Origin of the sequence: Kitasatospora sp. SolWspMP-SS2h (assembly GCF_003259315.1) — a bacterium.
Taxonomy (GTDB): Bacteria; Actinomycetota; Actinomycetes; order Streptomycetales; family Streptomycetaceae; genus Kitasatospora; species Kitasatospora fiedleri.
Genome location: NZ_QLLT01000031.1, coordinates 19668 through 44197, shown reverse-complemented (window position 1 = coordinate 44197; position 24530 = coordinate 19668). Strand labels below are relative to the sequence as shown.

At 75.8% G+C, this 24530-nt stretch carries 22 protein-coding genes; 11 read left to right on the top strand and 11 right to left on the bottom strand.

The genetic code is table 11. From position 1 onward, the window contains the following. Nucleotides 1-94 precede the first annotated feature (94 nt). The 3 genes from K353_RS29000 to K353_RS28990 all read left to right on the top strand — a co-directional run bounded on the left by K353_RS29000 (nt 95) and on the right by K353_RS28990 (nt 4333). Entirely contained in the window at nt 95-1012 is a 918-nt protein-coding gene (locus K353_RS29000; protein ID WP_111556473.1) for a ribokinase, read from the top strand. A gap of 122 nt (nt 1013-1134) precedes the next feature. Then, nucleotides 1135-2481 carry an NtaA/DmoA family FMN-dependent monooxygenase gene (locus tag K353_RS28995; protein WP_111556472.1) on the top strand — a complete coding sequence of 449 codons (1347 nt, stop codon included), beginning with the start codon at nt 1135-1137 and terminating at the stop codon, nt 2479-2481. Between the two features lie 637 nt (nt 2482-3118). Continuing rightward, entirely contained in the window at nt 3119-4333 is a 1215-nt protein-coding gene (locus K353_RS28990) for a beta-ketoacyl synthase (RefSeq protein WP_111556471.1), read from the top strand. Between the two features lie 35 nt (nt 4334-4368). Here K353_RS28990 and K353_RS28985 read toward each other — a convergent pair whose 3' ends face one another. Continuing rightward, complete coding sequence (locus K353_RS28985; RefSeq protein WP_233533896.1) at nt 4369-5322, bottom strand: ADP-ribosylglycohydrolase family protein; 954 nt, start codon at nt 5320-5322, stop codon at nt 4369-4371. A gap of 41 nt (nt 5323-5363) precedes the next feature. On the opposite strand from K353_RS28985, the gene K353_RS28980 reads away from it, so the two are divergent. Both K353_RS28980 and K353_RS28975 read left to right on the top strand, forming a co-directional pair. Beyond that, entirely contained in the window at nt 5364-6518 is a 1155-nt protein-coding gene (locus K353_RS28980) for a methyltransferase (RefSeq protein WP_111556470.1), read from the top strand. Between the two features lie 148 nt (nt 6519-6666). After that, on the top strand, nt 6667-7599 hold the full coding sequence (locus K353_RS28975) for a rhomboid family intramembrane serine protease (protein ID WP_111556469.1): 933 nt from the start codon (nt 6667-6669) through the stop codon (nt 7597-7599). Between the two features lie 43 nt (nt 7600-7642). On the opposite strand, the gene K353_RS28970 is transcribed toward K353_RS28975, so the two are convergent. Further along, nucleotides 7643-9142, bottom strand: a complete 1500-nt coding sequence (locus K353_RS28970; RefSeq protein ID WP_111556498.1) for a PLP-dependent aminotransferase family protein — start codon at nt 9140-9142, stop codon at nt 7643-7645. A 55-nt stretch (nt 9143-9197) separates the two neighbouring features. On the opposite strand from K353_RS28970, the gene K353_RS28965 reads away from it, so the two are divergent. The 3 genes from K353_RS28965 to K353_RS28955 all read left to right on the top strand — a co-directional run bounded on the left by K353_RS28965 (nt 9198) and on the right by K353_RS28955 (nt 12127). Next, on the top strand, nt 9198-10085 hold the full coding sequence (locus K353_RS28965; protein WP_199528280.1) for a DMT family transporter: 888 nt from the start codon (nt 9198-9200) through the stop codon (nt 10083-10085). 153 nt (nt 10086-10238) lie between these two features. After that, nucleotides 10239-11090 (top strand): polysaccharide deacetylase family protein, encoded by an 852-nt coding sequence (locus tag K353_RS28960; protein WP_111556468.1) that lies wholly within the window; start codon nt 10239-10241, stop codon nt 11088-11090. Between the two features lie 41 nt (nt 11091-11131). Continuing rightward, complete coding sequence (locus K353_RS28955; RefSeq protein WP_111556467.1) at nt 11132-12127, top strand: ketopantoate reductase family protein; 996 nt, start codon at nt 11132-11134, stop codon at nt 12125-12127. Between the two features lie 52 nt (nt 12128-12179). On the opposite strand, the gene K353_RS28950 is transcribed toward K353_RS28955, so the two are convergent. Continuing rightward, entirely contained in the window at nt 12180-12998 is an 819-nt protein-coding gene (locus K353_RS28950) for an SDR family NAD(P)-dependent oxidoreductase (protein WP_111556466.1), read from the bottom strand. A gap of 260 nt (nt 12999-13258) precedes the next feature. Here K353_RS28950 and K353_RS28945 point away from each other — a divergent pair, with 260 nt between their 5' ends. Continuing rightward, entirely contained in the window at nt 13259-14125 is an 867-nt protein-coding gene (locus K353_RS28945) for a 3-hydroxybutyryl-CoA dehydrogenase (RefSeq protein ID WP_111556465.1), read from the top strand. A 118-nt stretch (nt 14126-14243) separates the two neighbouring features. Here K353_RS28945 and K353_RS28940 read toward each other — a convergent pair whose 3' ends face one another. Together K353_RS28940 and K353_RS28935 are read right to left on the bottom strand one after the other, a co-directional pair. After that, nucleotides 14244-14642: a hypothetical protein gene (locus K353_RS28940; protein WP_111556464.1), complete on the bottom strand. Its 399-nt coding sequence runs from the start codon at nt 14640-14642 to the stop codon at nt 14244-14246. 246 nt (nt 14643-14888) lie between these two features. Beyond that, on the bottom strand, nt 14889-15749 hold the full coding sequence (locus K353_RS28935; protein ID WP_111556463.1) for a chitosanase: 861 nt from the start codon (nt 15747-15749) through the stop codon (nt 14889-14891). Between the two features lie 248 nt (nt 15750-15997). Here K353_RS28935 and K353_RS28930 point away from each other — a divergent pair, with 248 nt between their 5' ends. Continuing rightward, on the top strand, nt 15998-16489 hold the full coding sequence (locus K353_RS28930; protein WP_111556496.1) for a GNAT family N-acetyltransferase: 492 nt from the start codon (nt 15998-16000) through the stop codon (nt 16487-16489). Nucleotides 16490-17090: 601 nt separating this feature from the next. After that, a complete protein-coding gene (locus K353_RS36125) occupies nt 17091-17708 on the top strand; it encodes a hypothetical protein (RefSeq protein ID WP_233533894.1) in 618 nt (205 codons plus the stop codon). A 233-nt stretch (nt 17709-17941) separates the two neighbouring features. Here the strand turns inward: K353_RS36125 and pheT are convergent, their stop codons facing one another. From pheT to rpmI, 6 genes are all read right to left on the bottom strand, one after another. Then, on the bottom strand, nt 17942-20452 hold the full coding sequence (pheT, locus tag K353_RS28920) for a phenylalanine--tRNA ligase subunit beta (protein WP_111556462.1): 2511 nt from the start codon (nt 20450-20452) through the stop codon (nt 17942-17944). After that, a complete protein-coding gene (gene pheS / locus K353_RS28915) occupies nt 20452-21573 on the bottom strand; it encodes a phenylalanine--tRNA ligase subunit alpha (protein WP_100835352.1) in 1122 nt (373 codons plus the stop codon). Before pheS ends, pheT begins: the two co-directional genes overlap by 1 nt. Before the next feature lie 127 nt (nt 21574-21700). Further along, nucleotides 21701-22789 (bottom strand): ATP-binding protein, encoded by a 1089-nt coding sequence (locus K353_RS28910; protein ID WP_111556461.1) that lies wholly within the window; start codon nt 22787-22789, stop codon nt 21701-21703. A gap of 45 nt (nt 22790-22834) precedes the next feature. Further along, nucleotides 22835-23704, bottom strand: a complete 870-nt coding sequence (locus K353_RS28905; protein ID WP_111556460.1) for an RNA methyltransferase — start codon at nt 23702-23704, stop codon at nt 22835-22837. Nucleotides 23705-23807: 103 nt separating this feature from the next. Further along, nucleotides 23808-24194 (bottom strand): 50S ribosomal protein L20, encoded by a 387-nt coding sequence (rplT, locus tag K353_RS28900; RefSeq protein ID WP_111556459.1) that lies wholly within the window; start codon nt 24192-24194, stop codon nt 23808-23810. 104 nt (nt 24195-24298) lie between these two features. After that, nucleotides 24299-24493, bottom strand: a complete 195-nt coding sequence (gene rpmI, locus K353_RS28895) for a 50S ribosomal protein L35 (RefSeq protein ID WP_030268653.1) — start codon at nt 24491-24493, stop codon at nt 24299-24301. Between the last annotated feature and the right edge of the window lie 37 nt (nt 24494-24530).

Below are 24530 nucleotides of genomic sequence, written 5' to 3'. Positions count from 1 at the left end.
GGACCCGGGTCGGCGCGATGCGCAGCACGAGGGTACTTGACGGTCCGTGAGCGCTGGTCCAGAGTGTGGGAGATCGATCTCCCGAGGAGTCCGGATGCCGTCCATCACCGTCGTCGGTTCGGTCAACCGCGACCTCGTCCTGACCGTCGAGGACCTGCCGCGGCCCGGCGAGACCGTGCTCGCGCGGGGCTTCGTCGAGGGCGTCGGCGGCAAGGGCGCCAACCAGGCCGTCGCGGCGGCCCGGCTCGGCTCGCAGGTGCGCCTGGTGGCCCGGGTCGGGGCGGACGCGGCGCCGATCCGGCGGGTGCTGGCCGCCGAGGGCGTGGACCTCGACGCGGTGCTCACCGCGCCGGACGCCGCTACCGGGATCGCCTCGGTGGTGGTCGACCGCGCGGGCGAGAACACCATCGTGGTCAACCCGGGCGCGAACGCCGTGCTCTCGGTCGAGGACCTGCCGCAGTGGCTGGCCCGCACGCCCGGCGAGGTGCTCCTGGTCCAGCACGAGGTGGCCGCCGAGGTGGTGGCCGCCGCCGTGCTGCGGGCCCGCGAGCAGGGCGGCACGGTCGTGCTCAACCCGGCCCCGGCCCGTCCGGTCGCCCCCGAGGTGCTGGCCGCCGTCGACGTCCTGGTCCCCAACCTGGGCGAGCTGGCCGCCCTGCTCGGCACCGGGCCCGTCTCCGGACTGCCCGCCGCGCGCGAGCTGCTGGAGCGCGCCGCGCTGCCCTGCGGGGCGGTGGTGGTCACGCTCGGCGCGGACGGGGCGCTGATCAAACGGCCGGGCCGCCCCGGCAGCGTCCACCTGCCCGCCCCGGTGGTGGACGCCGTCGACACCGTCGGCGCCGGCGACACCTTCTGCGGTGCCCTCGCCGACGCGCTCGCCCGCGGCGCCGACCTGCCCGCCGCCGCGGCCCGCGCCGTCCGGGCGGCCTCGCTGGCCGTCACCGGGCTCGGCGCCCAGTCCTCGATGCCCCGCGCGGCGCAGCTCGACTCCCCGGGGCCCGCCGCGTCCTGAACCGCCCTGACGTCCCGGCGTCCCGAACTGCCCGCGGCCTCCCGGCACCCCGACCCGTCCCGACGTCCCGAACCGCCCCGCCGTACCGCTTCCCCCGCACCGCCTGTTCAACGGAGAACACCATGCGCAGCCTCAAGCTCGGCCTGTTCGAGAACGCCCAGACCAACGCCGGCGGTACCGCCACCTGGCGGCACCCCGACAGCCGCCGCCACCTGTTCGACACCCTCGGCTACTGGCGCGAGGTCGCGCGGCTGTGCGAGGACGCCAAGCTGGACTTCCTGTTCCTGGCCGACGCTTGGGGCTGGTCGGAGATCGACGGGGTGCGCCCGCCGATCGCCACCGAGGAGACGCTCGACCTGCCGCGGCTGGACCCGTTCGTGATCGCCTCGGCGCTGCTGGCCTCCACCACCGACCTGGGCCTGGTGGTGACCGGCTCGGTGCTGGTCGAGCCGCCGTACGCGTTCGCCCGCCGGCTGGCCACCCTGGACCAGCTCTCCGGCGGCCGACTGGGCTGGAACGTGGTCACCACCGGCACCGCCGACACCGCCGTGAAGGCGTTCGGGATGGACATGGTCGCGCACGACGACCGGTACGCGATGGCCGAGGACTTCCTCGACCTGGTCTACAAGTACTGGGAGGGCGCCTGGGAGCCGGACGCCCTGGAGAAGGACAAGGCCGGCCGGTTCGCCGACCCGGCGAAGGTGCACCGGGTCGCGCACGAGGGCCCGTACTTCCGCTCGCACGGCTACGGCAACACCGCCCGCTCCCCGCAGGGCACCCCGGTGCTGTTCCAGGCCGGCGCGTCCCCGGCGGGCCGCCGGGTCGGCGGGCGGCACGGCGAGTGCATGTTCGTCGGCAGCGGCAGCGTCGGGCAGCTGGCCGGCCACACGAAGGCGATCCGCGCGGAGGCCGGGCGGGCCGGACGCGGGGCCGACGGGGTCAAGGTGATGTCGGCGTTCTCCTGCGTGGTCGGCGCGACCACCTCGGACGCCGAGCGCCGCTGGCAGCGCGTGCTGGACGCCCAGCGCCCGGAGGTCACCGTCGCCTCGTACGCGATGTTCACCGGCCTGGACCTGTCCTCGTACCCGCCGGACACCCCGATGAGCGAGCTGTCCACCGAGGTGTCGCAGACCCAGGTCGCCCGGTTCGCGGGGAAGACGGTCGGCGACATGCTGGCCGACTGGCACACCCACGGGGTGGGCGCCCGCCCGGTGGTCGGCACCGCCGAGGAGATCGCCGACGAGCTCTGCGCCCTGGCGGAGGGCGCCGACCTGGACGGCTTCCTGCTCTCGCCGACCGTCCAGCCGGCCTCCACGGTCGAGTTCGTCGAGTCGGTGCTGCCGATCCTGCGCGAGCGCGGCGCGTTCCGCGGCGCGTACGCGGACGGCGAGTCGCTGCGCGAGCGCCTGACCGGCTCCGGCGACCGGGCGCTGCCCGCCGACCACCCGGCCGCGCGGCACCGCCACTGACCCGCTCCCCGTTCCCCCCGCCTCGCTCCGCACGAACAAAGGTGTGAGTCATGAGCGCGTTCCACTGGCTGAACGAGCAGCAGGAGATCGCCTCCCCGCTGGAGCCCGCCGTCCTGGTCGAGAGCCGCGAGGACACCCCCCGCTGACCCCGCCCCCACCCCAACCGGGCGTCCGCCCGCCCCTCCTCAGCCGCCGCCGAACGGACCCTGCTGGCGTGCGATGGAGCGGATGAACACCACTCCGTCGACCAGGCCCAGTGCCTCCGGGTCCAGCCCGAGGTAGGTGTGGTCGGCCTGCACGCCTACCTCGACCACCTCGACGGCCCCGGGTGCGCAGCGCGCACCTGACGCCCGCAGCGAAGACGGCGGGGACGGTCAGGATCAGGACGCGGCTGGCGGCGACGGCGGGCGCGACGACGGTGCGCAGCCGCCCGCACCGCCCTATCGGCCCGGGCCCTGCTGGCGTGACCTCCCGCCCGCACCACTTGTCACGACCCTACAAATTCACCGCATGCGACTCGGTCGCGCCCGGCAGCCGAACTCCCGCCTCCCCCTTGGCAGAGTGGGCGGTATCGGATCGTCCGGCCGACCGCCGGAGAGCCCGATCATTGTGCTGCCATCACAACGGGAGTATCACCATGCGCACCGCACACGACACCGTCGTGGTCTCCGGTCTCGGGGCCACCACCCCGCTCGGCGGAACCGCCCCGGCCACCTGGCAGGCCATGTGCGAGGGGCGCAACGGCATCCGCGCCCTCGACCGCCCCTGGGCCGCCGACCTGCCGATCCGGATCGCCGGGCAGCTCGCCGTCGAGCCCGCCGCGGTGCTCGACCGGGTCGAGGCCCGGCGCCTGGACCGCAGCGAGCAGCTCGCCCTGATCGCCGCCCGCGAGGCGTGGGCCGACGCCGGACGCCCCGCCGTCGACGGCGAGCGGCTCGCCGTGGTCATCGGCACCGGCACCGGCGGCGCGGTCACCATGCTCGACCAGGACGACGTCCTCGAACGCTCCGGCGTCCGCAAGGTCTCCCCGCACACCGTCCCCATGCTGATGGCCAACGGCCCCGCCGCCTGGGTCTCCATCGACCTGGGCGCCCGGGCCGGCGCCCACACCCCCGTCAGCGCGTGCGCCTCCGGCGCGGAGGCCGTCGCCCTCGGGCTCGACCTGATCCGCCTCGGCCGCGCCGACGTCGTCGTCGCCGGCGGCACCGAGGCCTGCCTGCACCCCCTCCCGCTGGCCGGCTTCGCCCAGGCCCGCGCCCACTCCCTGCGCAACGACGACCCCGAACGCGCCTCCCGTCCCTTCGACACCGGCCGCGACGGCTTCGTCATCGCCGAGGGCGCCGCGGTGCTCGTCCTCGAACGCGCCACCCTGCGCCCGGACGCCCGCCGCTACGCCGTCCTCGCCGGGGCCGCCGTCACCTCCGACGCCCACCACATCACCGCCGGCCACCCCGACGGCCAGACCCGCGCCGTCCGCCGCGCCCTCGCCGACGCCGGCCTGCCGCCCGAGGCCGTCGGCCTGGTGCACGCCCACGCCACCTCCACCCCCAAGGGCGACCTCACCGAGGCCGAGACGCTCGGCCGGGTCTTCGGCCCGCACCGCCCCGCCGTCACCGCCACCAAGTCCATGACCGGCCACCTGTTCGGTGCCGCCGGGGCCCTCGCCGCCCTCGCCACCGCCTACGCGCTGCACCACCAGTACGCCCCCGCCGTCCGCAACCTCACCACCCCCGACCCGGGCCTGCCCCTGCGGCTGCTCACCACCCCCGGCCCGCTCCCGCACACCGCCGCCCTCACCAACGCCTTCGGCTTCGGCGGCCACAACGCGAGCCTGGTCCTCACCACTCCCTGACCCGCTGGGCGCCCGCCGGACGCCGCGGACGCGGCCTACCCCCGCCCGCCCGCGTCCAGGGCCACCGCGAGCGCCGCCAGCTCCCCGGCCCGCAGCACCCGCCCGGTCGGGGGCAGCGGCACGTGCAGCGGCTCCAGCCAGGCGTCCGGGATCGCGTCCGCCCCGTACACCGCCCCCGCCAGCCCACCGGTGACGGCCGCCGTGGTGTCGGTGTCGCCGCCGAGGTCGATCACCGCCCGCAGCGCGTCCGGGAAGCCGCCGGTCACCCGCAGCGCCCAGAGCGCCGAGCCCAGGCAGGCCCACACCGCCCCGTTGCTCTCGGTGGCCAGCTCGGGCCACCAGTCCGGTGCGAGGACGCGCGCCCAGCGCTCCCGGTGCTCGGCCCGCACCGCCGCGAGCGTCCGGGGCACGGCCGCCAGCGGATCGCCGCCGTCCAGGGCGACCCGCAGCAGTTCGTGCAGGATCGCGGTGCCCTCCCAGGCCGCGCCGTCCCCGTGGGTGAGGGCGGTGATCCGGCGGGCCGCGGCCATCGTCGCCGCCCGCCCCTGCGGGGCGAACCACACCGCCCCGGTGACGGCCCGCATCAGCGCGCCGTTCCCGGCGGCCCGCCCCTCGGTCTGGAAGTGGACGGCGGCGGCGAGGTCCCAGGGCAGGCCGCCGCCGAGCACGATCTCGGTCTGGATGCCGATGTCCTTCGGGTCGCCCGCCGCCCACCCCCGGAACCGTTCGAACATGTCGGGCAGGTCGAGTCCCCCGGCCGCCAGCAGCGACTCGCCCAGGTGGACGGCCAGCTGGGTGTCGTCGGTGGCCTCGCCCGGGTCCCACCCGCCGCCGCCGCACATGGCGGCCTCACCGGGGAAGCGCGCCCCGAACATCCCGGCCGGGCCGAACTCGAAGGGCGCGCCGAGCGCGTCCCCGACCGCCGAGCCGAGGACCGCCCCGACCACCCGTTCCCGCCGCTGCCGCACGTCCGCCCCACTCTCCGTCACCGGCCGGTGACCTGCTCGCCCTCCGCTAGCCTGGGGGCACGATGAACTGTTTCACCACCGCCTGGGGCGAGTTCGAGCTGGCCCGCTTTCCCGAGGACCCGCGCGAGCAGCTGCGTGCCTGGGACGCCGCCGACGAGTACCTGCTGCGCGACCTGGACGAGCGGGCGGTGCCGCTGGACGGGGCCGTCACCGTGCTCGGCGACCGCTGGGGCGCGCTCTGCACCGCGCTGGCCGCGAAGGGCGCCGCCATCACCGCCGTCACGGACTCCCACCTCGCCTCCCGGGCGGTCGCCGCGAACCTGGCCCGCAACGGCCTCGACCCGGCCGCCGTCGAGGTCCGCAGCACCCAGGACGCCCCGCCGGAGCGGATCGACCTGCTGCTGGTGCGCGTCCCGAAGAGCCTCGCGCTGCTGGAGGACCAGCTGCACCGCCTCGCCCCGGCCGTGCACCCGGACACCCCGGTGCTGGGCACCGGCATGGTCACCGAGATCCACACCTCCACCCTGGCCCTGTTCGAGCGGATCCTCGGCCCGACCCGCACCTCGCTCGCCGTCCGCAAGGCCCGCCTGATCCGCACCACCCCGGACCCCGCCCTCGCCCGCCCCGCCAACCCGTGGCCGCTGCGCTACCGGCTGCCGGACGGCATCGGCGTGCTCTCGGGGCGCCGGGTCGCCAACCAGTCGGGCGTGTTCTGCGCCGACCGCCTCGACATCGGCACCCGGTTCCTCCTCCGGCACCTGCCCGCCCCGGCCGGCGCCCCGCGCCGGGTCGTCGACCTGGGCTGCGGCAACGGCGTCCTGGGCACCGCCGCCGCCCTCGCCGACCCGGACGCCGAACTCCTCTTCGTCGACGAGTCGTTCCAGGCCGTGGCCTCCGCCGAGGAGACCTTCCGCACCAACCTCGGCCCGGAGCGCCGCGCCGACTTCCTGGTCGCCGACGCCCTCGCCGACCTCCCGGACGCCTCCGCCGACCTGGTCCTGCTGAACCCGCCGTTCCACTCCCACCAGGCCACCACCGACGCCGTCGCCCGCCGGATGTTCACCGGCGCCCGCCGCGTCCTGCGCCCGGGCGGCGAACTGCGCGTGGTCGGCAACCGCCACCTGGGCTACCACGTCACGCTGCGCCGCCTGTTCGGCAACTGCCGCACCGTGGCGGGCAGTCCGAAGTTCGTCGTGCTGAGCACCGTCCGCCGCTGAGCCCGGCCCCCGCCGCCCCGGCCCTCCCCCGGTCCGCCCCTGCCGGGCGCGCCGTCCGCGCCGTGCCCTAGGGTGAGCGCCGTTTCGCCGTGGGACCTCGCCGTGGACGCCCTGCGGCCGAGCACCACCGGTCAAGGGAGGCCCCACCGTGGACACCGCACACCCCGCCCCGGGAGCCGACGCTCCCGAGGCGGCGCCACCGACCTGCTTCCGGCACGCCGGACGGGAGTCGTACGTCCGCTGCACCCGCTGCGACCGGCACGTCTGCCCGGACTGCCGGCGCGAGGCCGCGGTCGGCTACCAGTGCGTGGAGTGCGTCAAGTCCGGCCACCAGGGCGTCCGCCGGGCCCGGACGGCGTTCGGCGGGCGGATCACCGCCCGCCCGTACGCGACGCTCATGCTGATCGCGCTGAACGTGGCCGCGTACCTGGTGGAGCTGGTCCGGCCGGAGACGGTCGACCGGTTCGCGATGCTCGGCTCCGGCGTGCTGGCGCCGCCCGCGGGCACCGACCCGGCCGCGTACGTGCCGCACCTGTCGGGCGTGGCGCACGGCGAGTGGTACCGGCTGATCACCCACGCGTTCCTGCACCTGGAGCCGACCGCCTGGCCGATGGGCGTGCTGCACATCGTGTTCAACATGTACTGGCTGTGGGTGCTGGGCCGGGTGGTCGAGGAACGCCTCGGCGTGCTGCGCTTCCTCGCGCTCTACCTGCTGTCCGCGCTGGGCAGCGCCGCGCTGGAGTACCTGTTCGCGCCGCACGTCCTGACCCTGGGCGCGTCCGGCGCGGTCTTCGGCCTGGCCGGCGGCTACTGGGTGCTCAGCCGCCGCCAGGGCTACGACCCGCTCGGCGGCAGCCAGTTGCTGGTGACCTTCGTGGTGTGGATGGCGCTGTCGGCGGGCTTCTCGTCCTGGCAGGGCCACCTGGGCGGCCTGCTCACCGGCCTGGCCGCCGGGGCCGGCCTCGGCTACGCGCCGCGGGAGCAGCGCGGGCTGGTCCAGGCGATCAACCTGAGCGTGGTGCTCTCCCTGGTGGCAGCCGTGACGGTGGTCGCCACCGACCGCCTGGTCCACATCTTCTGACGAGTCGTCACACTTTTTCCATGGCAATTGATCCGACGCGACGTCAACTCACCTCCCGGTGGGCCTGCCCGAGCAGCTCCGCCGCCTCGCGCAGCCGCTGCTCGGGCAGGACCGCGTAGCCGAGCGCGAGGGCCGGCCCGCCGGGGGTGAGCCGCCCGGGCCCGACGGTCGCGACCCGCACCCCGCGGCGCAGGGCCGCCGCGGCCAGCGCCGCCTCGTCCACGCCCGGCGGCAGGTCGGCGTACAGGTGCAGCCCGGCGGCGACGCCGCGCAGGGGGGCCCGCGGCAGGTGCGCGCGCAGCGCGTCCACCAGGGCGTCGCGCCGGGCCCGGTAGCGGGGGCGGACGGTGCGCAGGTGGCGGTCGTAGCCGCCGCTCTCCAGCAGGGCGGCGAAGGCGAGCTGGTCGACCGCCCCGGTGCCGAGGTCGGCGTACCGCTTGGCCTCCCGGAAGTCCTCGGCCAGCCAGCCGGGCAGCACCGCCCAGCCCAGCCGCAGGCCGGGCGCCAGGGTCTTGCTGAGCGAGCCCAGGTAGACCGTCCGCTCCGGCGCCAACCCCTGTACGGCGCCCAGCGGTTCGCGGTCGTAGCGGAACTCGGCGTCGTAGTCGTCCTCCAGCACCAGCCCGCCCGCCCGGGCCCAGCGGGCGAGTTCGGTCCGGCGCCGGGCCGACAGCGCGACCCCGGTCGGGTACTGGTGGGCCGGGGTGACCAGCACCGCGTCCGCCCCACCGGCCGCCAACTCCCGCACCACCAGGCCCTCCTGGTCGACGGGGACGCCAACCGGCTCGACCCCGTGGGCGCGCAGCAGGGCCAGCGTGCCGGGCGAGCCGGGGTCCTCCACCGCGATCCGCCGCAGCCCGCGCCCGGCCAGCACCGGCACCAGCAGCGCCAGCCCCTGCCCGACCCCGCTGACCACCGCGACCTGCTCCGGCCCCGCCGCCACCGCCCGCACCCGGCCCAGGTACGCGGCCAACTCCCGCCGCAGTCGCGGCAGTCCGGCCGGGTCCCCGTACCCGAGGTCCCGGTTGGCCGCCCCCTGGAGGGCCCGCCGCACCGCCCCCGCCCAGGCCGTCCGGGGGAACGCCCCGAGGTCGGGCGAGCCCGGCTTCAGGTCGTAGCGCGGCTCGGCCGCCGGCGCCCGCACCGCCGCCCCGGCCCGCTCCACCGCCACCCCGGGCGCGACCCGGGTGCCCGATCCCCGCCGCCCCACCAGGTAGCCCTCGGCGGCGAGCCGCTCGTACGCCTCGACCACCACCCCGCGCGAGACCCCCAGCTCCGCCGCCAGCGCCCGGCTGGCCGGCAGCCGCACCCCGCCCGCCAGCCGCCCCTCCCGCACCGCCGCCCGCAGCGCCCGGGTCAGCCGCCCGGTCAGGTCCCCGCCGCCCGGCTCCCAGCTGATCAGCAACTCCCGCACCGCGACCGCCCCTCCACCCCTCCACCGCACCAGACCGTCCGACCGGCGGACCGGCCGACCGGCCGAGGCCCGCCCCGGGCCCGGACGAGCTCCCAGGCTAGCGGTCCGCACTGTGCATTGGTCCTCCATCAGGCCCCCCGAGTGGCCCTGGGAACCGGACCACCGCACTCCTAGCGTGGCAGCCATGCCCGACACCACCACCGCCACCACCACCGCCACCACCGCCGCCCGACCGCCCGGCTCGCTGCGCGCGGCCGGCGCGATGACCCTGCTGGGCGCCTCCACCGGGGTGAGCGCCGCGTTCTCCGCCTACCCGCTGGCCGGCGGCCAGGCCCTGCGCTACACCCTGGCGGCCGCGATCCTGCTACCGCTGGCCCGCCGCCGGCCGCGGCTCGCGCACCGGCTGACGCTCCGTGAACTCGCCCTGCTGCTGGCCCTGTCCGGCACCGGCCTGTTCGGGTTCAACCTGCTGCTGGTCGCCGCGCTGCGGCACACCGACCCGGCGGTGGTCGGCAGCGTGGTCGGCTGCACCCCGCTGCTGCTCGGCGTGGCCGGCCCGCTGCTGGCCCGGCGCCGCCCGGCCGTCCGGCTGCTCGCGGCGGCGGCCCTGGTGGTGTGCGGCGCGGCGCTCACCCAGGGCTTCGGCCACGGCGACGCGCTCGGCCTGCTGTACGCGGCCGGGACGCTGCTGTGCGAGGCGTCGTTCTCGCTGCTGGCCGTCCCGCTGCTGCCGCGGCTCGGCCCGGTCCGGGTGTCCGCGTACACCACCCTGCTCGCGGTGCCGCTGTTCGCCGCGGCGGCGGCGCTCTCGCCGTCCGCGCTGCGGGTGCCCACCGGCGGCGAGCTGCTCGCGCTGCTCTATCTGGGCCCGGTGCTGACCTGCGGGGCGTTCCTGCTCTGGTACTCGGCGCTGACGGTGCTGCCGGCCGACCGGGCGGGCCTGTTCGGCGGGCTGATCCCGCTCACCGCGACCCTCTCCGGCGCGGTCCTCACCGCCACCGTCCCGGCCCCGCTCCAGCTGCTGGGCGCCGCCCTGGTGACCGGCGCCCTGCTGTTCGGCGCGGCGACCTGACCGGGCCCACCCCACTTCGGCCCGCCCCGGCCCGAGATCCGGTCCGAGGCCCGACCCGGGCCGCTCACGCCCCGTCACCTTCCGGCCGGGCGTCCACTCGTCCGGGCGGCTGCCGTTTGCCGCCCCCGCGGAACCTCGCTTAGCTGGGCCGCGATGACAGTCGACCGCCGCAGTGTTCTGCGTTCCGCTTCCCGTCTGGCCGCGCTGAGCGCCGCCGGCGGCCTGGTCGCCGCGTGCGGCGGCCCCTCCGACGTGCACGGCCCGGACGGCCCCTCGGTGGCGGCCCGTCCGCAGCCCGCGCACCTGACCGAGTCGCCGGCCGCGGGCCCGAGCGGGTCCCCGTCGCCGTCGCCCTCGCCGTCCCCGAGCGCCACCCCGTTCGCGCTGCCCCCGCTGGCCGCGGACACCCCGCAGGAGGTGGTGACCGGCCCGCGCACCAGACCGCAGCTGGCGCTGACCTTCCACGGGCAGGGCGACCCGGCGATCGCCACCGCGCTGCTGACCACCGCCGAGCAGCGCGGCGCCCGGCTGACCGTGCTGGCGGTGGGCAGCTGGCTGGACGAGCAGCCGCGGATCGCCGAGCGCATCCTGTCCGGCGGGCACGAGCTGGGCAACCACACCCAGAACCACCTGGACATCTGCGCGCTGAGCGCCGAGCAGGCGCACGAGGAGATAGCCCAGTGCGCGCAGCGGCTGGAGCGGCTGACCGGGTCGATCGGCCGCTGGTTCCGGCCGTCCGCCGCGCAGTACGCGAACGCGATGGTGAAGGAGCAGGCCCAGCGGGTCGGCTACCCGCACGTGCTGTCCTTCGACGTCGACCCGCGCGACTACGCGGACCCGGGCGCGGAGACGGTGACCCGCCGGGTGCTGCGGGCGGCGGCGGCCGGCTCGGTGGTCGCCCTGCACATGGACCACCCGGGCACGGTGACGGCGCTGCCGGCCATCCTGGACGGCCTCGCCGGGCAGGGCCTGCACGCGGTGACGGCCTCCGAGCTCTGCGCCTGACCCGGCGTCATCCCCGGCTCCGGCCGTGCGATGCTCGACCCATGCGCTACCTCATCCTGGGCGCCGGCGCGGTCGGCGGCACCATCGGCGGACGTCTCCACCAGAGCGGGCGCGAGGTGCTGCTGGTCGCCCGCGGCCCGCACCTGGCGGCGCTGCGCGCCGACGGCCTGCGCCTGACCGTCCCGGACGGCACCCACCGGCTGGCGGTCCCGGCGGTCGGCGGCCCCGAGGAGGTCGGGCTGACCCCGGACGACGTGCTGGTGCTGGCGGTGAAGACCCAGCACTCGGCGGCCCTGCTCGACCGGTGGGCGCCGCGGCCGGTCGCGGGCGGCGGGACGGCGGGCGAGCGGCTGCCGCTGGTGTGCGCGCAGAACGGCGTGGAGAACGAGCGGCTGGCGCTGCGCCGCTTCGCCCGGGTGTACGGGATGTGCGTGTGGCTGCCGTCCTCGCACCTGGAGCCGGGCCGGGTCGCGGCGGCGGGCTCGCCGCGCTCGGGCGTCCTGCACCTGGGCCGTTACCCGCACGGCACGGACGAGCTGGCCGGGCGGATCGCCGCCGACCTGGCCGACTCGCACTTCGACGCGCCCCTCGCCGCGGACGTGATGGCCTGGAAGTACGCCAAGCTGCTGAGCAACCTGGGCAACGCGCTGGAGGCGGTGGCCGGTCCGATCGACGGCGAGCTCCGGCTGCGGGTGTGGCGGCGGCTGCGGGCGGAGGGGGAGGCGGTGCTGGCGGCCGCCGGGATCGCGTACCCGTCCGAGGAGGAGCAGCGGGCCCGGCGCGGCGACCGGGTGGGGCAGGTGCCGCCGGCGGGCGGGCCGCGGGCCGGGGGTTCGTCCTGGCAGTCGCTGGCGCGCGGCACCGGTGACATCGAGGCGGACTGGCTGAACGGCGAGGTGGTGCTGCTGGGCCGGCTGCACGGGGTGCCGGTGCCGCTCAACGCGGCCCTGCAGCGGCTGGCCGCCGCGTTCGCCCGCGAGGGGCGCCCGGCGGGTTCGCTGCCGGAGGCCGAGCTGGCCGCCCTGCTGGAGCGCTGACCCGGCGGGGGGCACCGGTCGGCGGGGGGCACCGGTCGGCGCGTGAGGGGGCTCAGCCCAGCGGGTCGTCCGGCCCGTACGGGCGCAGCCGCAGGGTGCGGGCGTCGGTGGAGCGGATCGCGGGGGCGGAGGCGACCAGGGTCTCCAGGTTGTCGCGCCCGGCGTGCAGGAAGCGTCCGTGCAGTCCGTCGAAGCGGCCGCGGGCGGCGTCCACGGTGACGGCGACCATGTACGGGAGGGAGCCCCAGGCCCTGGTGTCCCGGAACACCGGCATGCCGGCGGTCATCTCGGTGGCGACCGTGCCGGGGCTGATGTCGAGCACGACGACGCCGTGCCGGCCGACCGAGTCGGCGATGTTGTCGGAGAGCCGGAGCAGCGCGCCCTTCGAGGTGGCGTACGCGGTGTAGTGGCCGTCGGGGCGCAGCGCGAAGCCGCTGTTGAGGTTGACGACCCGGCCGCGGCGGCGCTGCACCATACCGGGCAGGACGTGGCGCAGCAGGTGGTAGGGGCCGCGCAGATTGGTCTCGACGACCTGCCACCACTGGGCGGGATCGGTCTCCCAGAGCGGCACCTCGGCGCGGTCGACCTGTCCGGCGTTGTTGACCAGCAGGTCGACGGGGCCGAGGTCGCGCTCGATCGAGCGGACGGCCTCCCGGACGGCGCCGGGCCGGGTGACGTCGGCGGTGACGGCGACGCCGCGGGCGCCGTGCCGGACGCACTCCTTGAGGGTGGCGGTCAGGGTCTCCCGGGTGCGGCCGAGCAGTCCGACGGCCATGCCCTCGGCGGCGAGCCCGACGGCGATCTCGCGGCCGATGCCGCGGCCGGCCCCGGTGACCAGTCCGACCTGTCCGGCGAGTGATCCCGTCCCCATCTGCCTGCTCCCTCCTCCGGCTGGACCTCCGCATTGTGGTCCCGCCGGAGGGGGCGCACGGGGAGCGCGCGCGGCGCATTGCCGGCGCCCACCCGTTCGGCCCAGGGCCCGGCGCGGAGGCCGTCGGCACGCACCGATGTGAACGGGCGTTAAGGCGGGTAGTACCGTCGTCCGGGCGGACCGCCCGGCCCCCCGCCGGGCCGCGGCGCCCGCGACACCACCGCCGGGTGATCCCCGGCTCCTTCCGAAGGGCATCTGAGTTGAGTGACATCGCACGCGTCGGAGTAGTCGGCTGCGGCCTCATGGGGTCGGGCATCGCCGAGGTGTTCGCCCGTTCCGGCCTGGACGTGCTGGTCTCGGAAGCCAGTGGCGAGGCCCTGGAACTGGGCCGGACCCGGCTGACCAACTCGCTGGAGACCGCGGTGCGGCGCGGCAAGCTGTCGGAGGAGGAGCGGGACGCGGCGCTGGCCCGGCTGTCGTTCACCACCGAGCTGAGCGACTTCCACGACCGGGACCTGGTGGTCGAGGCGGTCGCCGAGCGCGAGGACGTCAAGGTCGCAATCTTCCGCGCCCTGGACCAGGTGGTGACCCGCCGGGACGCGATCCTGGCCTCCAACACCTCCTCCATCCCGATCGTGAAGCTCGGCGCCGCGACCACCCGGGCCGAGCAGGTGATCGGCCTGCACTTCTTCAACCCGGCGCCGGTGCAGAAGCTGGTCGAGGTCATCCCGACCCTGACCACCTCCGCCGAGACCACCACCCGCGCCGAGCAGTTCGCCGTCGAGGCCCTGGGCAAGGAGCCGATCCGGGCCCGCGACCGGGCCGGTTTCGTGGTCAACGCCCTGCTGGTGCCGTACCTGCTCTCCGCGGTCCGGATGTTCGAGTCGGGCGTGGCCACCGCCGCCGACATCGACAAGGGCATGGAGGCCGGCTGCGCCCACCCGATGGGCCCGCTGCGGCTGTGCGACCTGATCGGCCTGGACACCATCGTCTCGATCGCCGAGTCGATGTACGACGAGTACAAGGAGCCGCTGTACGCGGCCCCGCCGCTGCTGTCCCGGATGGTCGACGCGGGCCTGCTGGGCCGCAAGTCCGGCCGCGGCTTCTACGACTACACCGCCGCCTGACGGGCCGCTTCCTGACGGAACGCTTCCTGACGCACCGGCACCCGGCGCACCGACACCCGGTGCACCGCCGCCGGACCGCTCCGACTTCGTGGGGGACGCGGCCCGGCGGCGGGGGCCGTCAGGGGGTGGCGTAGCGGACGATGTCGGCGACCCGGCAGCTGACCGGGCCGTGCGGGTCGGCGGTGCCCTGGGCCTGTTCGACCGCGTCCCGGCCGGGCGGGAGCGAACCGGCGGCGGCGACGCCCTCGGTGACCTGCCGGCCACTGCCGTCCTCGAAGGCGATCTGCACCACGTAATTGCTGGTGGTCGCGGTGTGGTTGGTGATCCGGACGGTGGCGGCGGGCCACTGCAGCGCGTCGTCCACCCTGCAGGCGGTGACCTCGACGTCGCCGAACGCGGCCCGTCCGGCGTCCTGCGCGAGCTGCGCCCCGGTGCCGCCGGTCCGCCCGCAGCCCGCCACGGCCAGGGCCGCCGCGGCGGCCAGGCAGGCGGTGGCGGCGATCGCTCGGATGCGCATGGTCTCCCCTCGGGACGGACACGGGTCAGGGCCGACGCTACGAGCCGCCGGGGCCGCCCGCCCGGAATGTGTCCGATCCGTAATAACCGTGCGCAGCAAGTGTGTTGACGGTACGTCAGCGAATCGACCGGCGCACGGCGAACGGCCCGGCGCGCACGGGCGCCGGGCCGTTCGGACCACCTCGGGCCCTCTCGGGCCGTCTCGGGCCGTCTCGGGCCGCCTCCGGCCGTCTCCGGCCCGGGGGGGTCAGGAGTTGATCTGGTACGGGTCGCCGTAGACCTTCCACTTGAGCGGCGGGTTGAGGTCGAAGTTCTTGGCGTTCAGGAACACCAGCTGCTCGGTGTCGACCCGGCTGGTGTCGGCGTGCGCCTCCTCCTGCTTCATGATCACCTTCCGGGCGTCCAGGAAGGCCTTCAGGTAGGCGGTCTCGTCGCCGCCCTGGGCCGGGGTCTTGGCCTTCTTCATGGCGGCGGCGCGGATGCCGCCGAAGCTGTCGGAGCTGTTGCCGGGGCCGTGCATCACGATGGCGTCGTAGTAGACGAACTGGCCGAGCGCGCGCAGCCCGTCCGCCTTGGCCTGCTGGACCGAGGGGTTGAAGTAGACCCGGTCGCGCTCGTCGTTCTGGGCCTGCTGGAAGACGGTGTCCTTGGCGGCGGTCTTCCAGTCGTTGACGAAGGCGGTGCCGAGGCCGGAGTGCGAGTCGCTGCCGTTGACCTTCTTCAGCGCGGGCAGGTACTTGGCCAGCACGTTGCCGGACTTGAGGTCGGTGTAGTGCTGCACCAGTTCGAGCATGTCGCCGGTGCCGGAACAGAAGCCGATGATGCCCGCGGTGTAGCCGCGGCCGTCGCCGATGTCCTCGATGTACTTGTACTGGGCCTTCCAGTCGAGCGAGGAGTTCTCCGCCGAGGAGACCAGCTCCATGGCGATCTCCTTCTTCGCCGGGTCGTCCAGTCCGACGGCGGCCACCGCCACGGCGCTCGCGGTGCTCGCCGCGGGGGTGGCGGCGTGGCCGGTGCCGGCCGCGGCCAGGGTCAGCGGGAGGGCGCCGACCAGGATCGCGAGGGCGGCCCGGGTGGTGCGGGCGGTGCGGTGCTTGCTGGGGTGCATTCTGACGCTCCGTCTGCCGGCTGCGGGCATGGGGGTGCCCGCAGCAGAGGGTTAGGAAACTTTCCTAACGAAGATTGAAGCGTCCGCCTCACGCTCCCGCAAGACGTCCGGCCGCATCCGGTTTAACTCGTCCGCCCGGGCCGCCCGACGGGCCGTCACCCCGCGCCCCGCCCGCCCCGGCCGCCGCCACCCGGGCGCCGCCGGAAAACCGCTGGCCGGACCGGGCGGCGGCGGCCATGCTGGGCCGGATGGAGATCCGCGAAGCCACCGCCGGGGACTGGGACGCCGTCTGGCCGTTCTTCCACCGCGTCGTCGCCGCCGGCGAGACGTTCACCTACCCCACCGACCTGACGTCCGACACCGCCCGGGGCTGGTGGATGCTGCCCGCCCCGAACCGCACCGTGGTCGCCGTCGACGAGACCACCGGCGCCGTCCTGGGAACCGCCAAGATGAACGACAACCAGGCGGGCAACGGCGCGCACGTCGCCAGCGCCAGCTTCCTGGTCGACCCGGACCACGCCGGGCGCGGCACCGGCCGCGCCCTGGGCGAGGAGGCCCTGCGCTGGGCCCGCGCCCGGGGCTTCCGCGCCATGCAGTTCAACGCCGTCGTCGCCACCAACGCCCCGGCCGTCGGCCTCTACCGCTCGCTGGGCTTCGAGATCATCGGCACCGTCCCCGAGGGCTTCCACCACCCCCGCCTCGGCTACGTCGGACTGCACGTCATGCACCGCCCGCTGTAGCCGCCGCCTCCGCGCCCGCACCGGCCCCAGCCCCTGCCCCGCCCCCTCGCGCCGCGCCGCCGCCCCCTCGCGCCGCACCGCCGGGCGCGAGACCACCGTCACCAGCAGCGACACCCCGGCCAGCGCCCCGATCGCCCAGCGCACCGCCACCAGCTGCGCCAGCGCCCCCGCCAGCGCCGCGCCCACCCCCTGCCAGGCCAGCCGGCCCGCCGACTCCACGCCCTGCACCTGCCCCCGCGCGGCGGCCGGCGTCAGCGCCAGCAGCCGCTCCTGCAACGGCAGCGTCGCCGCGAACCCGACCCCCGCCGCGCCCACCGCCAGCGCCGCCGCCCACCCCGGCGGCCGGGCCGCCAGCAGCAGGAACGGCCCCGCCAGCAGCAGCCGCAGCCCGAACGCCAGCCGGGCCCGCCGCGCCGCGTCCAGCAGCCGCCCCACCAGCAGGTCGCCCGCCAGCATCCCGGCCGCGCCCGCCGCCAGCAGCGTCCCGGCCGCCGACGGCGCGTACGGCAGCAGCAGCGCCTCGCAGCCCACCACCAGCCCGTTGGGCACCCACAGGTTCAGCAGCAGCGCCCGCCGCCCCGGCCGCCCCAGCAGCTCGACGTTGCCCCGCCAGGTCTCCCGCAGGCCCGGCCGGCGCGGCGGCCGCACCGACCGCTCCCGCACCGTCACCGCCACCACCGCCGTGGCCAGCGCCGTCAGAGCGCCCGCCGCACCCAGCACCTGGTACGGCGTCAGCACCGCCAGCAGCGCCCCGCCCAGCGCGAACCCCAGCACCGACGCCCCGCCCGCCGTGACGTTCATCAGCGACCGGGCCGGCGCGTACCCGCCCGGCGGCACGATCTCCGCCAGCAGGCCCATCCGCGTCCCCGACCCCAGCGACTGGAAGAACCCGACCAGCAGCAGCAGACCGAACCGCGCCGCCAGCGGCAGCCCCGGCACCGCCTGCCCTAGCGTCGCCGCCAACGCCGACAGGTGCAGCGCCACCAGCGTCCGGCGCGGCCGGGCCCCGTCCGCGACCGACATCAGCGTCAACGCGCCCAGCACCGCCGCGAACGACGACCCGTACATGCTCACCGCCGTCAGGAACGGCGACCCGGTGCGGGCCTGCACCAGCACGCCCAGCGCGAACCCCGACAGCGTCCCCGCCCCCGACGACAGCGCGAACCCGGCGTACAGCCCCGCGAACTCCCGCTGCCGCAGCAGCGCCCGATATCCATGAGTGGTCATGAAAAAAGCCTCCGACGCTGCCGCGGGGGCGCGTTCGAAGGCTGACGGCGAGAACCTAGCAGCCCCGCCCCGGACCGCGCAAAACCCGGACCGCGCACAGCCCGGACCGCGCACAGCCCGGAGCCCGCACAGCCCGGAGCCCCGTCGTTCCCCCGCCCGGGGGTGCGACGGGGCTCCGTCGTCGTTCGGGCCCTCAGATCCTCGGACCGTCAGGCCATCGGGCCGTCAGGCGCCGCGCAGCACCGCGCCGGTGCGCTCGGCGGCCACCGCGACCGCCGACGCGCGGGCCGCCGACGCCTCGTCGGCCGTCAGCGTCCGGTCGGCGGCCCGGAAGCGCAGCGTGTACGCCAGCGACTTCCGGCCCGCGCCCGCCTGCTCGCCGGTGAACACGTCGAACAGCCGCAGCGACTCCAGCAGTTCGCCCGCGCCCTCGCGCAGCGCCGCCTCCACGTCCGCGGCGGGCACGCCCGCGTCCACGATCAGCGCCACGTCCTGGGTCGCCACCGGGTAGGCGGAGACCGGCGGGCCGGAGACCCGGCGGCCGTCCTCGAACAGCAGGTCCAGGTCGAGCTCCATCGCGCTGGTGCGCTCCGGCAGGTGCAGCGCCTTGACGACGCGCGGGTGCAGCTCGCCGGCGTGGCCGACGACCTCCTCGCCGACCAGCAGCTCGGCGCAGCGCCCCGGGTGCCACGGCGCGTACTGCGCCTGGCGGACGGTCAGTTCGACGCCCGCGGCGGCGGCGACCACCCGGGCCGCCTCGACCGCGTCCGCCCAGCCGGACGGCGCGCCCTTGCCCCACCAGCCGGACGGCAGCCGCTCGCCGGTCAGCGCGACGGCGACCCGGCGCGGCTGGTCCGGGAGGGCGGCGTCCAGCTCGGCGAGCTGCTCCTCGGTCGGGCGGCGGTCGACCGGCAGCCGCGGCGCGACCTTCGGCTCGGCCTTGGGCAGGAACACCGTGCCGGTCTCGAAGATCGCCAGGTCGGTGTTGCCGCGCCCGACGTTGCGCCGCAGCGCGCCCAGCAGGCCCGGCAGCAGGGTGGTGCGCAGCGCCGGCTCGGCGTCGTTCAGCGGGTTGACCAGCTTGACGGTGCGGCGGCGCGCGTCGTCCGCGTCCAGCCCGAGGCCGTCGAAGGAGGCGTCGCCGACGAACGGGTACGCGTTGATCTCCACGTAGCCCGCGCCGGCCAGCGCCACGCCGACCCGGCGGTGGAAGCGCTGCGCCTCGGACAGGCCGCGCCCGGGCGGGGTGACCGGCATCCGGGCCGGGACGTTGTCGTAGCCCTCCAGCCGGATGACCTCCTCGGCGAGGTCGTACGGGTCGGTCAGGTCGGGCCGCCAGGACGGCGGGGTGACCTCCAGGACGTCCGCCCCGACGACGGCGCAGCCGACCTCCTGGAGGCGGCGGGTGACGGTCTCGCGGCCGTACGCGGCGCCGGCGACGCGGTCGGGCAGGTCGGCGTCGATCGGGATGGTGCGCACCGGGTGCGGGGCGGCGATGTCGGTGACCCCGGCCTCGGCGGTGCCGCCGGCGATCAGCACCAGCAGGTCGACGGCGCGCTGCGCGGCGGCCCGGGCGGCCTCCGGGTCGACGCCGCGCTCGAAGCGCCTGGACGCCTCGGAGGGCAGCTTGTGGCGCTTGGCGGTGCGGGCGATGGCGACCGGCTCGAAGTGCGCGGCCTCGATGATGATCTCGGTGGTGCCACTGGCCAGCCCGGTCTCCGGGTCGACGACCGGGTCGAGGATCTCGGTGCTGGCGCCGCCCATCACGCCGGCCAGGCCGATCGGGCCGGAGTTGTCGCAGATCAGCAGGTCCTCGGCGGACAGCTCGCGCCGGACGCCGTCCAGCGTGGTGAGCCGCTCGCCCGCCGCCGCCCGGCGGACCTGGATCGGCCCGTCGACGCGGTTGCGGTCGTAGGCGTGCAGCGGCTGGCCGACCTCCAGCATCACGTAGTTGGTGATGTCGACGGCCAGCGAGATCGGGCGGATGCCGGCCTTCTGCAGGCGGCGCTGCAGCCAGATCGGCGACTTCGCGCCCGGGTCGACGCCGGTCACGGTGCGCGCCACGAAGCGGTCGCAGCCCACCGGGTCGGCGACCTTCACCAGGTAGCCGTACGCGTTGGCCGGCGGCACGTCCAGCAGCGCCGGGTCGGCCAGCGGCAGGCCGTACGCGGCGGCGGCCTCGCGGGCCACGCCGCGCATCGACAGGCAGTAGCCGCGGTCGGGGGTGACCGCGATGTCGAGGACCTCGTCGACCAGCTGGAGCAGCTCGATCGCGTCGGTGCCGGGCTCGTACTCGGGCGGCAGCACGATGATGCCGTCGTGGTCGTCGCCCATGCCCAGCTCGCGGGCGGAGCAGATCATGCCGGCCGAGGTGTGGCCGTAGGTCTGCCGGGCGGAGATCGGGAACGGGCCGGGCAGCACGCCGCCGGGCAGGATCACCACGACCTTGTCGCCGACCCGGAAGTTGGTGGCGCCGCAGACGATCTCCTGCGGCTCGCCGGTGCCGTTGGCCGCGCCCACGTTCACGAAGCAGTGCCGGATCGGCTTCTTGAAGCCGCTCAGCTCCTCGATCGAGAGGACCTCGCCGACCACCAGCGGGCCCTTGATCTCGGTGCCGAGCTGCTCGACGGTCTCCACCTCGAGACCCGCGCGGACCAGCCGGGCCGCGACGTCGCGGCCGGTCTCGCCCGCCGGCAGGTCGACGTACTCGCGCAGCCAGGAAAGCGGGACGCGCATCAGATCTCCATCCCGAACGGGAGGGTGAAGCGGACGTCACCCTCGACCATGTCGCGCATGTCGGCGACGTTGTGACGGTTCATCAGGATCCGCTCCAGGCCCAGGCCGAACGCGAACCCGCTGTAGCGGCTCGGGTCGATGCCCGCGGCGACCAGCACCCGCGGGTTGACCACGCCGCAGCCGCCCAGCTCGATCCAGCCCTCCGAGGAGCAGGTCCGGCACGGGCGGTCGGGGTTGCCCACCGAGGCGCCGCGGCAGACGAAGCACTGGAGGTCGATCTCGGCGCTGGGCTCGGTGAACGGGAAGTACGAGGGCCGCCAGCGCAGCTCCAGGCCGCCGCCGATCAGCTTCTCCACCAGCACCTCGATGGTGCCCTTGAGGTGGCCGAAGGTGAGGCCCTCGTCCACCGCGATCGCCTCGACCTGGCGGAACACCGGGGTGTGGGTGGCGTCCAGCTCGTCGGTGCGGTAGACCCGGCCGGGGCTGACCGCGTACAGCGGCGGCTCGCCGGCGAGCATCGCCCGGATCTGCACCGGCGAGGTCTGGGTGCGCAGCACCATGCCGGAGTCGGCGGTGCCGTCGGGGGCCTCGACGAAGAAGGTGTCCTGCATCGAGCGGGCGGGGTGGTCGGCGTGCAGGTTCAGGGCGTCGAAGTTCAGCCACTCCGCCTCGACCTCGGGGCCGGACGCCACCTGGTAGCCCATCGCGACGAAGGTGTCCTCGATGCGCTCGGCGAGCGTGGTCAGCGGGTGCCGGGCACCGCGCGGCACCCGGCCGTACGGCAGGGTGACGTCGACCGCCTCCTCGACCAGCACCCGGGCGTCGCGCTCCGCCTCCAGCTCGACCTGGCGCTCGGCCAGGGCCCGGTTGACGGCGCCGCGGGCCTGGCCGATCAGCTTGCCCGCGGCGGCCTTGGCCTGCGGGGGCAGCGCACCGATCTCGCGGTTGGCGAGCGACAGCGGGGAGCGGTCGCCGGTGTGCGCGACCTTCGCCTGCTTGAGCTCGTCGAGGTCGGCGGCGGCGGCGAAGGCGGCGAGCGCCTCGTCCCGGGCCTGTTCCACCACCTCGGGCTTGAGGGCCTCGACCTCGACCGGGTCGTACGACTTATTGGGTGCCGACATCTCTATCTTTCCCGTGCTCCTGCTCGTGATCAGGTCTGCTGCGTCGCCGGGCGTCCAGGAACGCCAGGGGTCGAGTGTAGTCGCAGGCCGCGACCCCCCACGGCGGCGGACCGCGCCGCGGTCCGGGTCAGAGCATGAAGTCGGGGACGCCCGCGGGCAGCACGAACCGGAACCTGGCGCCGCCGCCGTCGGCCCGGCTGATCCGGATCACCCCGCCGTGCGCCTCCACGATGCCCTTGACGATGTACAGGCCCAGGCCGGTGCCGCCCCGCCGGGAGCCCCGCCAGAACCGGGTGAACACCCGCGGCATCGCCTCCTCCGGGATGCCGGCGCCCTGGTCGCTGACGGTGACGGCGGTGCCCTCGATCCTCCGGGGCGGCGTCCCGGCCTGCTCCACCAGTTCCTCGGCCGGGCCGACCTCGATGGTCACGGTGCCCTCGCCGTGCCGGACCGCGTTCTCCAGCAGGTTGGCCAGCACCTGGTCGAGCTTGTCCGGGTCGCCCCACTGCTCGGCCGGCGGCCCGGCCACCCGGATGTCGAAGCGCTCGGCGGGGGTGCCCGCCGCGACCTTCCCGGCCACGTGCCGGCGGACCGCCGCCGCCAGGTCGATCCGCTGCTTGCGGATCTCCAGCCGGCCGGCGTCGATCCGGGAGATGTCCAGCAGTTCGGCGATCAGCCGCACCACCCGGTCGGCGTCCGCGTCGACGGTCTCCAGCATGACCCGCTTCTGGCCGTCGTTGAAGCGCTCCCACTTGGCCAGCAGCGTCGCCGTGAAGCCCTTCACGCTGGTCAGCGGCGAGCGCAGCTCGTGCGCGACGGTGGCGATCAGCTCGGCGTGCGAGCGCTCGGTGCGCCGCCGCGCCTCGGTGCCGCGCAGCGTCACCACCACCTGCCGCACCGGCCCGGCCGCCCGCTCGCGCACGTACCTGGCGCAGACCAGCACCTCGCGCCCGTCCAGCAGCAGGTTCCGCTCGGGCTGCCCGGTGCGCACCGCGAGCCCGCCGTACGGGTCGGTGAGCGGCCACCAGCGGCGGCCGTCCAGGTCCTCCAGCGGCAGTGCCCGCTCCAGCGGCACGCCGATCGCGCGGTGCGCGGAGCGGCCGGTGATGCGTTCCGCGGCCCGGTTGAAGACCACCACCCGGCCCTGCCCGTCCGCGACCACCAGTCCGTCCGGCAGGTCGTCAGGTTCGACCGCTGCCCAGTTGACGCCGCCCATGGGTGTCCTCCCCCGCCCGCCCCCTCGCCGGCCCAGGGACCGACCCTAGCGCGCCCGGCCCTCGGCGCGACACCCGTCGTGGGAGCGCTGGGCGCGCGCGGAGGCGTACAGGCACACGGCGGCCGCCGTGGCGAGGTTCAGGCTCTCCGCGTGCCCGTGGATGGGCACCCGCACCACCTCGTCCGCCAGCGCGCGGGTCTCTTCGGGCAGGCCCCAGGCCTCGTTGCCGAACACCCAGGCGCACGGGCCCCGGAGGGTGCCCTCGTCCAGTTCCCGGTCGAGGTCGCGCTCCCCGGCCCCGTCCGCGGCCAGCACCCGCACCCCGGCCGCCCGCAGCCGGGCCACCGCCTCCTCGACCGGCACCCCGGTCGCCACCGGCAGGTGGAACAGGCTCCCGACGGACGCCCGGACCGCCTTCGGGTTGTACGGGTCCACCGAGGCGTCGGTGAGCACGACCGCGTCCGCCCCGGCCGCGTCCGCGGTGCGCAGCACGGTGCCCGCGTTCCCGGGGTCGCGCACGTGCGCGAGCACCGCGACCAGCTTCGGGCGGGCGGCCAGCACCTGCTCGAACGGGGTGTCGATGAACCGGCACAGCGCCACGATGCCCTGCGGGGTGACGGTGTCGCAGATGTCCGCGACGACCTCCTCGGTGGCGGTCAGCACCGGCCGTCCGGCGTCCCGCGCGGCGGCCACGATCTCCGCGTGCCGCTCGGCCGCCTCCGCCGTCACGTACACCTCGACCACGGCGTGCTCGCCGTCCGGCAGCCGCCCGAACGCCACCGCCTCCCGGACCGCCTGCGGGCCCTCGGCCAGGAAGCGCCGCTCCTTGCCGCGCTGGTTGCGCTTGGCCAGCCGGCGGGCGGCGACGACGCGCGGGGAGCGCAGGGAGGTCAGCAGGGGGGTCTCGGTGCTCATGCTCACGATCTTCGTCACGGGCGGGCGGGGGCGCGGTACGCGACGGACCCGCAGGCCGGGCGGCCTGCGGGTCCGGGGCAACGCTTCGGGGCGACGGCCTGGATCAGGCGGCGACCTTGGCGGCGTTGACGTCCTCCGGCAGCGCCTTCTGGGCGACCTCGACCAGGGCGCGGAACGCCACCGAGTCGTTCACCGCGAGGTCGGCCAGCATCTTGCGGTCGATCTCGACGCCCGCGGCCTTGAGGCCCTGGACGAAGCGGTTGTAGGTGACGCCGTTGGCACGGGCAGCGGCGTTGATGCGCTGGATCCAGAGCTGGCGGAAGTCGCCCTTGCGCTTCTTGCGGTCGTTGAAGTTGTAGACGAGCGAGTGGGTGACCTGCTCCTTGGCCTTGCGGTACAGGCGCGAGCGCTGACCGCGGTAGCCGGAGGCCCGCTCGAGGATGACCCGGCGCTTCTTGTGGGCGTTCACTGCCCGCTTGACGCGTGCCACTTCATTACTCCTTGGTTCCGGACCTCGGATCGTGCCGGCGGTCCGTTATTCGATTCGGTCGGTAAGGATCAGCGGGTGCCCGCGGCGGCGCCGCGGGCGGGCGATCACTTGCCGAGAAGCTTCTTGATCTTCTTCGCGTCGCCCGGGGCCATCTCGGCGTTGCCGGCCAGCTTGCGGGTCAGCGTCGAGGGCTTGTGCTCGAGCAGGTGGCGACGGCCGGCACGCTCGCGCAGCACCTTCCCGGAGCCAGTGATCTTGAAGCGCTTGCTGGCGCCGCTGTGCGTCTTCTGCTTCGGCATGTCGCCGTATCTCCTCGTCGGTCCGTTCCGGCCCGCG

Coding starts and splice junctions, on each gene's coding strand:
- K353_RS28980 (WP_111556470.1), top strand. CDS start 5,364: ATGAACTGTTTCACCACCGCCTGGGGCGAGTTCGAGCTGGCCCGCTTT.
- K353_RS28940 (WP_111556464.1), bottom strand. CDS start 14,642: ATGCGCATCCGAGCGATCGCCGCCACCGCCTGCCTGGCCGCCGCGGCG.
- K353_RS28970 (WP_111556498.1), bottom strand. CDS start 9,142: ATGGAGGACCAATGCACAGTGCGGACCGCTAGCCTGGGAGCTCGTCCG.
- K353_RS28990 (WP_111556471.1), top strand. CDS start 3,119: ATGCGCACCGCACACGACACCGTCGTGGTCTCCGGTCTCGGGGCCACC.
- K353_RS28930 (WP_111556496.1), top strand. CDS start 15,998: ATGGAGATCCGCGAAGCCACCGCCGGGGACTGGGACGCCGTCTGGCCG.
- K353_RS28965 (WP_199528280.1), top strand. CDS start 9,198: ATGCCCGACACCACCACCGCCACCACCACCGCCACCACCGCCGCCCGA.
- K353_RS29000 (WP_111556473.1), top strand. CDS start 95: ATGCCGTCCATCACCGTCGTCGGTTCGGTCAACCGCGACCTCGTCCTG.
- K353_RS28960 (WP_111556468.1), top strand. CDS start 10,239: ATGACAGTCGACCGCCGCAGTGTTCTGCGTTCCGCTTCCCGTCTGGCC.
- rpmI (WP_030268653.1), bottom strand. CDS start 24,493: ATGCCGAAGCAGAAGACGCACAGCGGCGCCAGCAAGCGCTTCAAGATC.
- K353_RS28910 (WP_111556461.1), bottom strand. CDS start 22,789: ATGGGCGGCGTCAACTGGGCAGCGGTCGAACCTGACGACCTGCCGGAC.
- K353_RS28935 (WP_111556463.1), bottom strand. CDS start 15,749: ATGCACCCCAGCAAGCACCGCACCGCCCGCACCACCCGGGCCGCCCTC.
- pheT (WP_111556462.1), bottom strand. CDS start 20,452: ATGCGCGTCCCGCTTTCCTGGCTGCGCGAGTACGTCGACCTGCCGGCG.
- pheS (WP_100835352.1), bottom strand. CDS start 21,573: ATGTCGGCACCCAATAAGTCGTACGACCCGGTCGAGGTCGAGGCCCTC.
- K353_RS28905 (WP_111556460.1), bottom strand. CDS start 23,704: ATGAGCACCGAGACCCCCCTGCTGACCTCCCTGCGCTCCCCGCGCGTC.
- K353_RS28950 (WP_111556466.1), bottom strand. CDS start 12,998: ATGGGGACGGGATCACTCGCCGGACAGGTCGGACTGGTCACCGGGGCC.
- K353_RS28995 (WP_111556472.1), top strand. CDS start 1,135: ATGCGCAGCCTCAAGCTCGGCCTGTTCGAGAACGCCCAGACCAACGCC.
- K353_RS28955 (WP_111556467.1), top strand. CDS start 11,132: ATGCGCTACCTCATCCTGGGCGCCGGCGCGGTCGGCGGCACCATCGGC.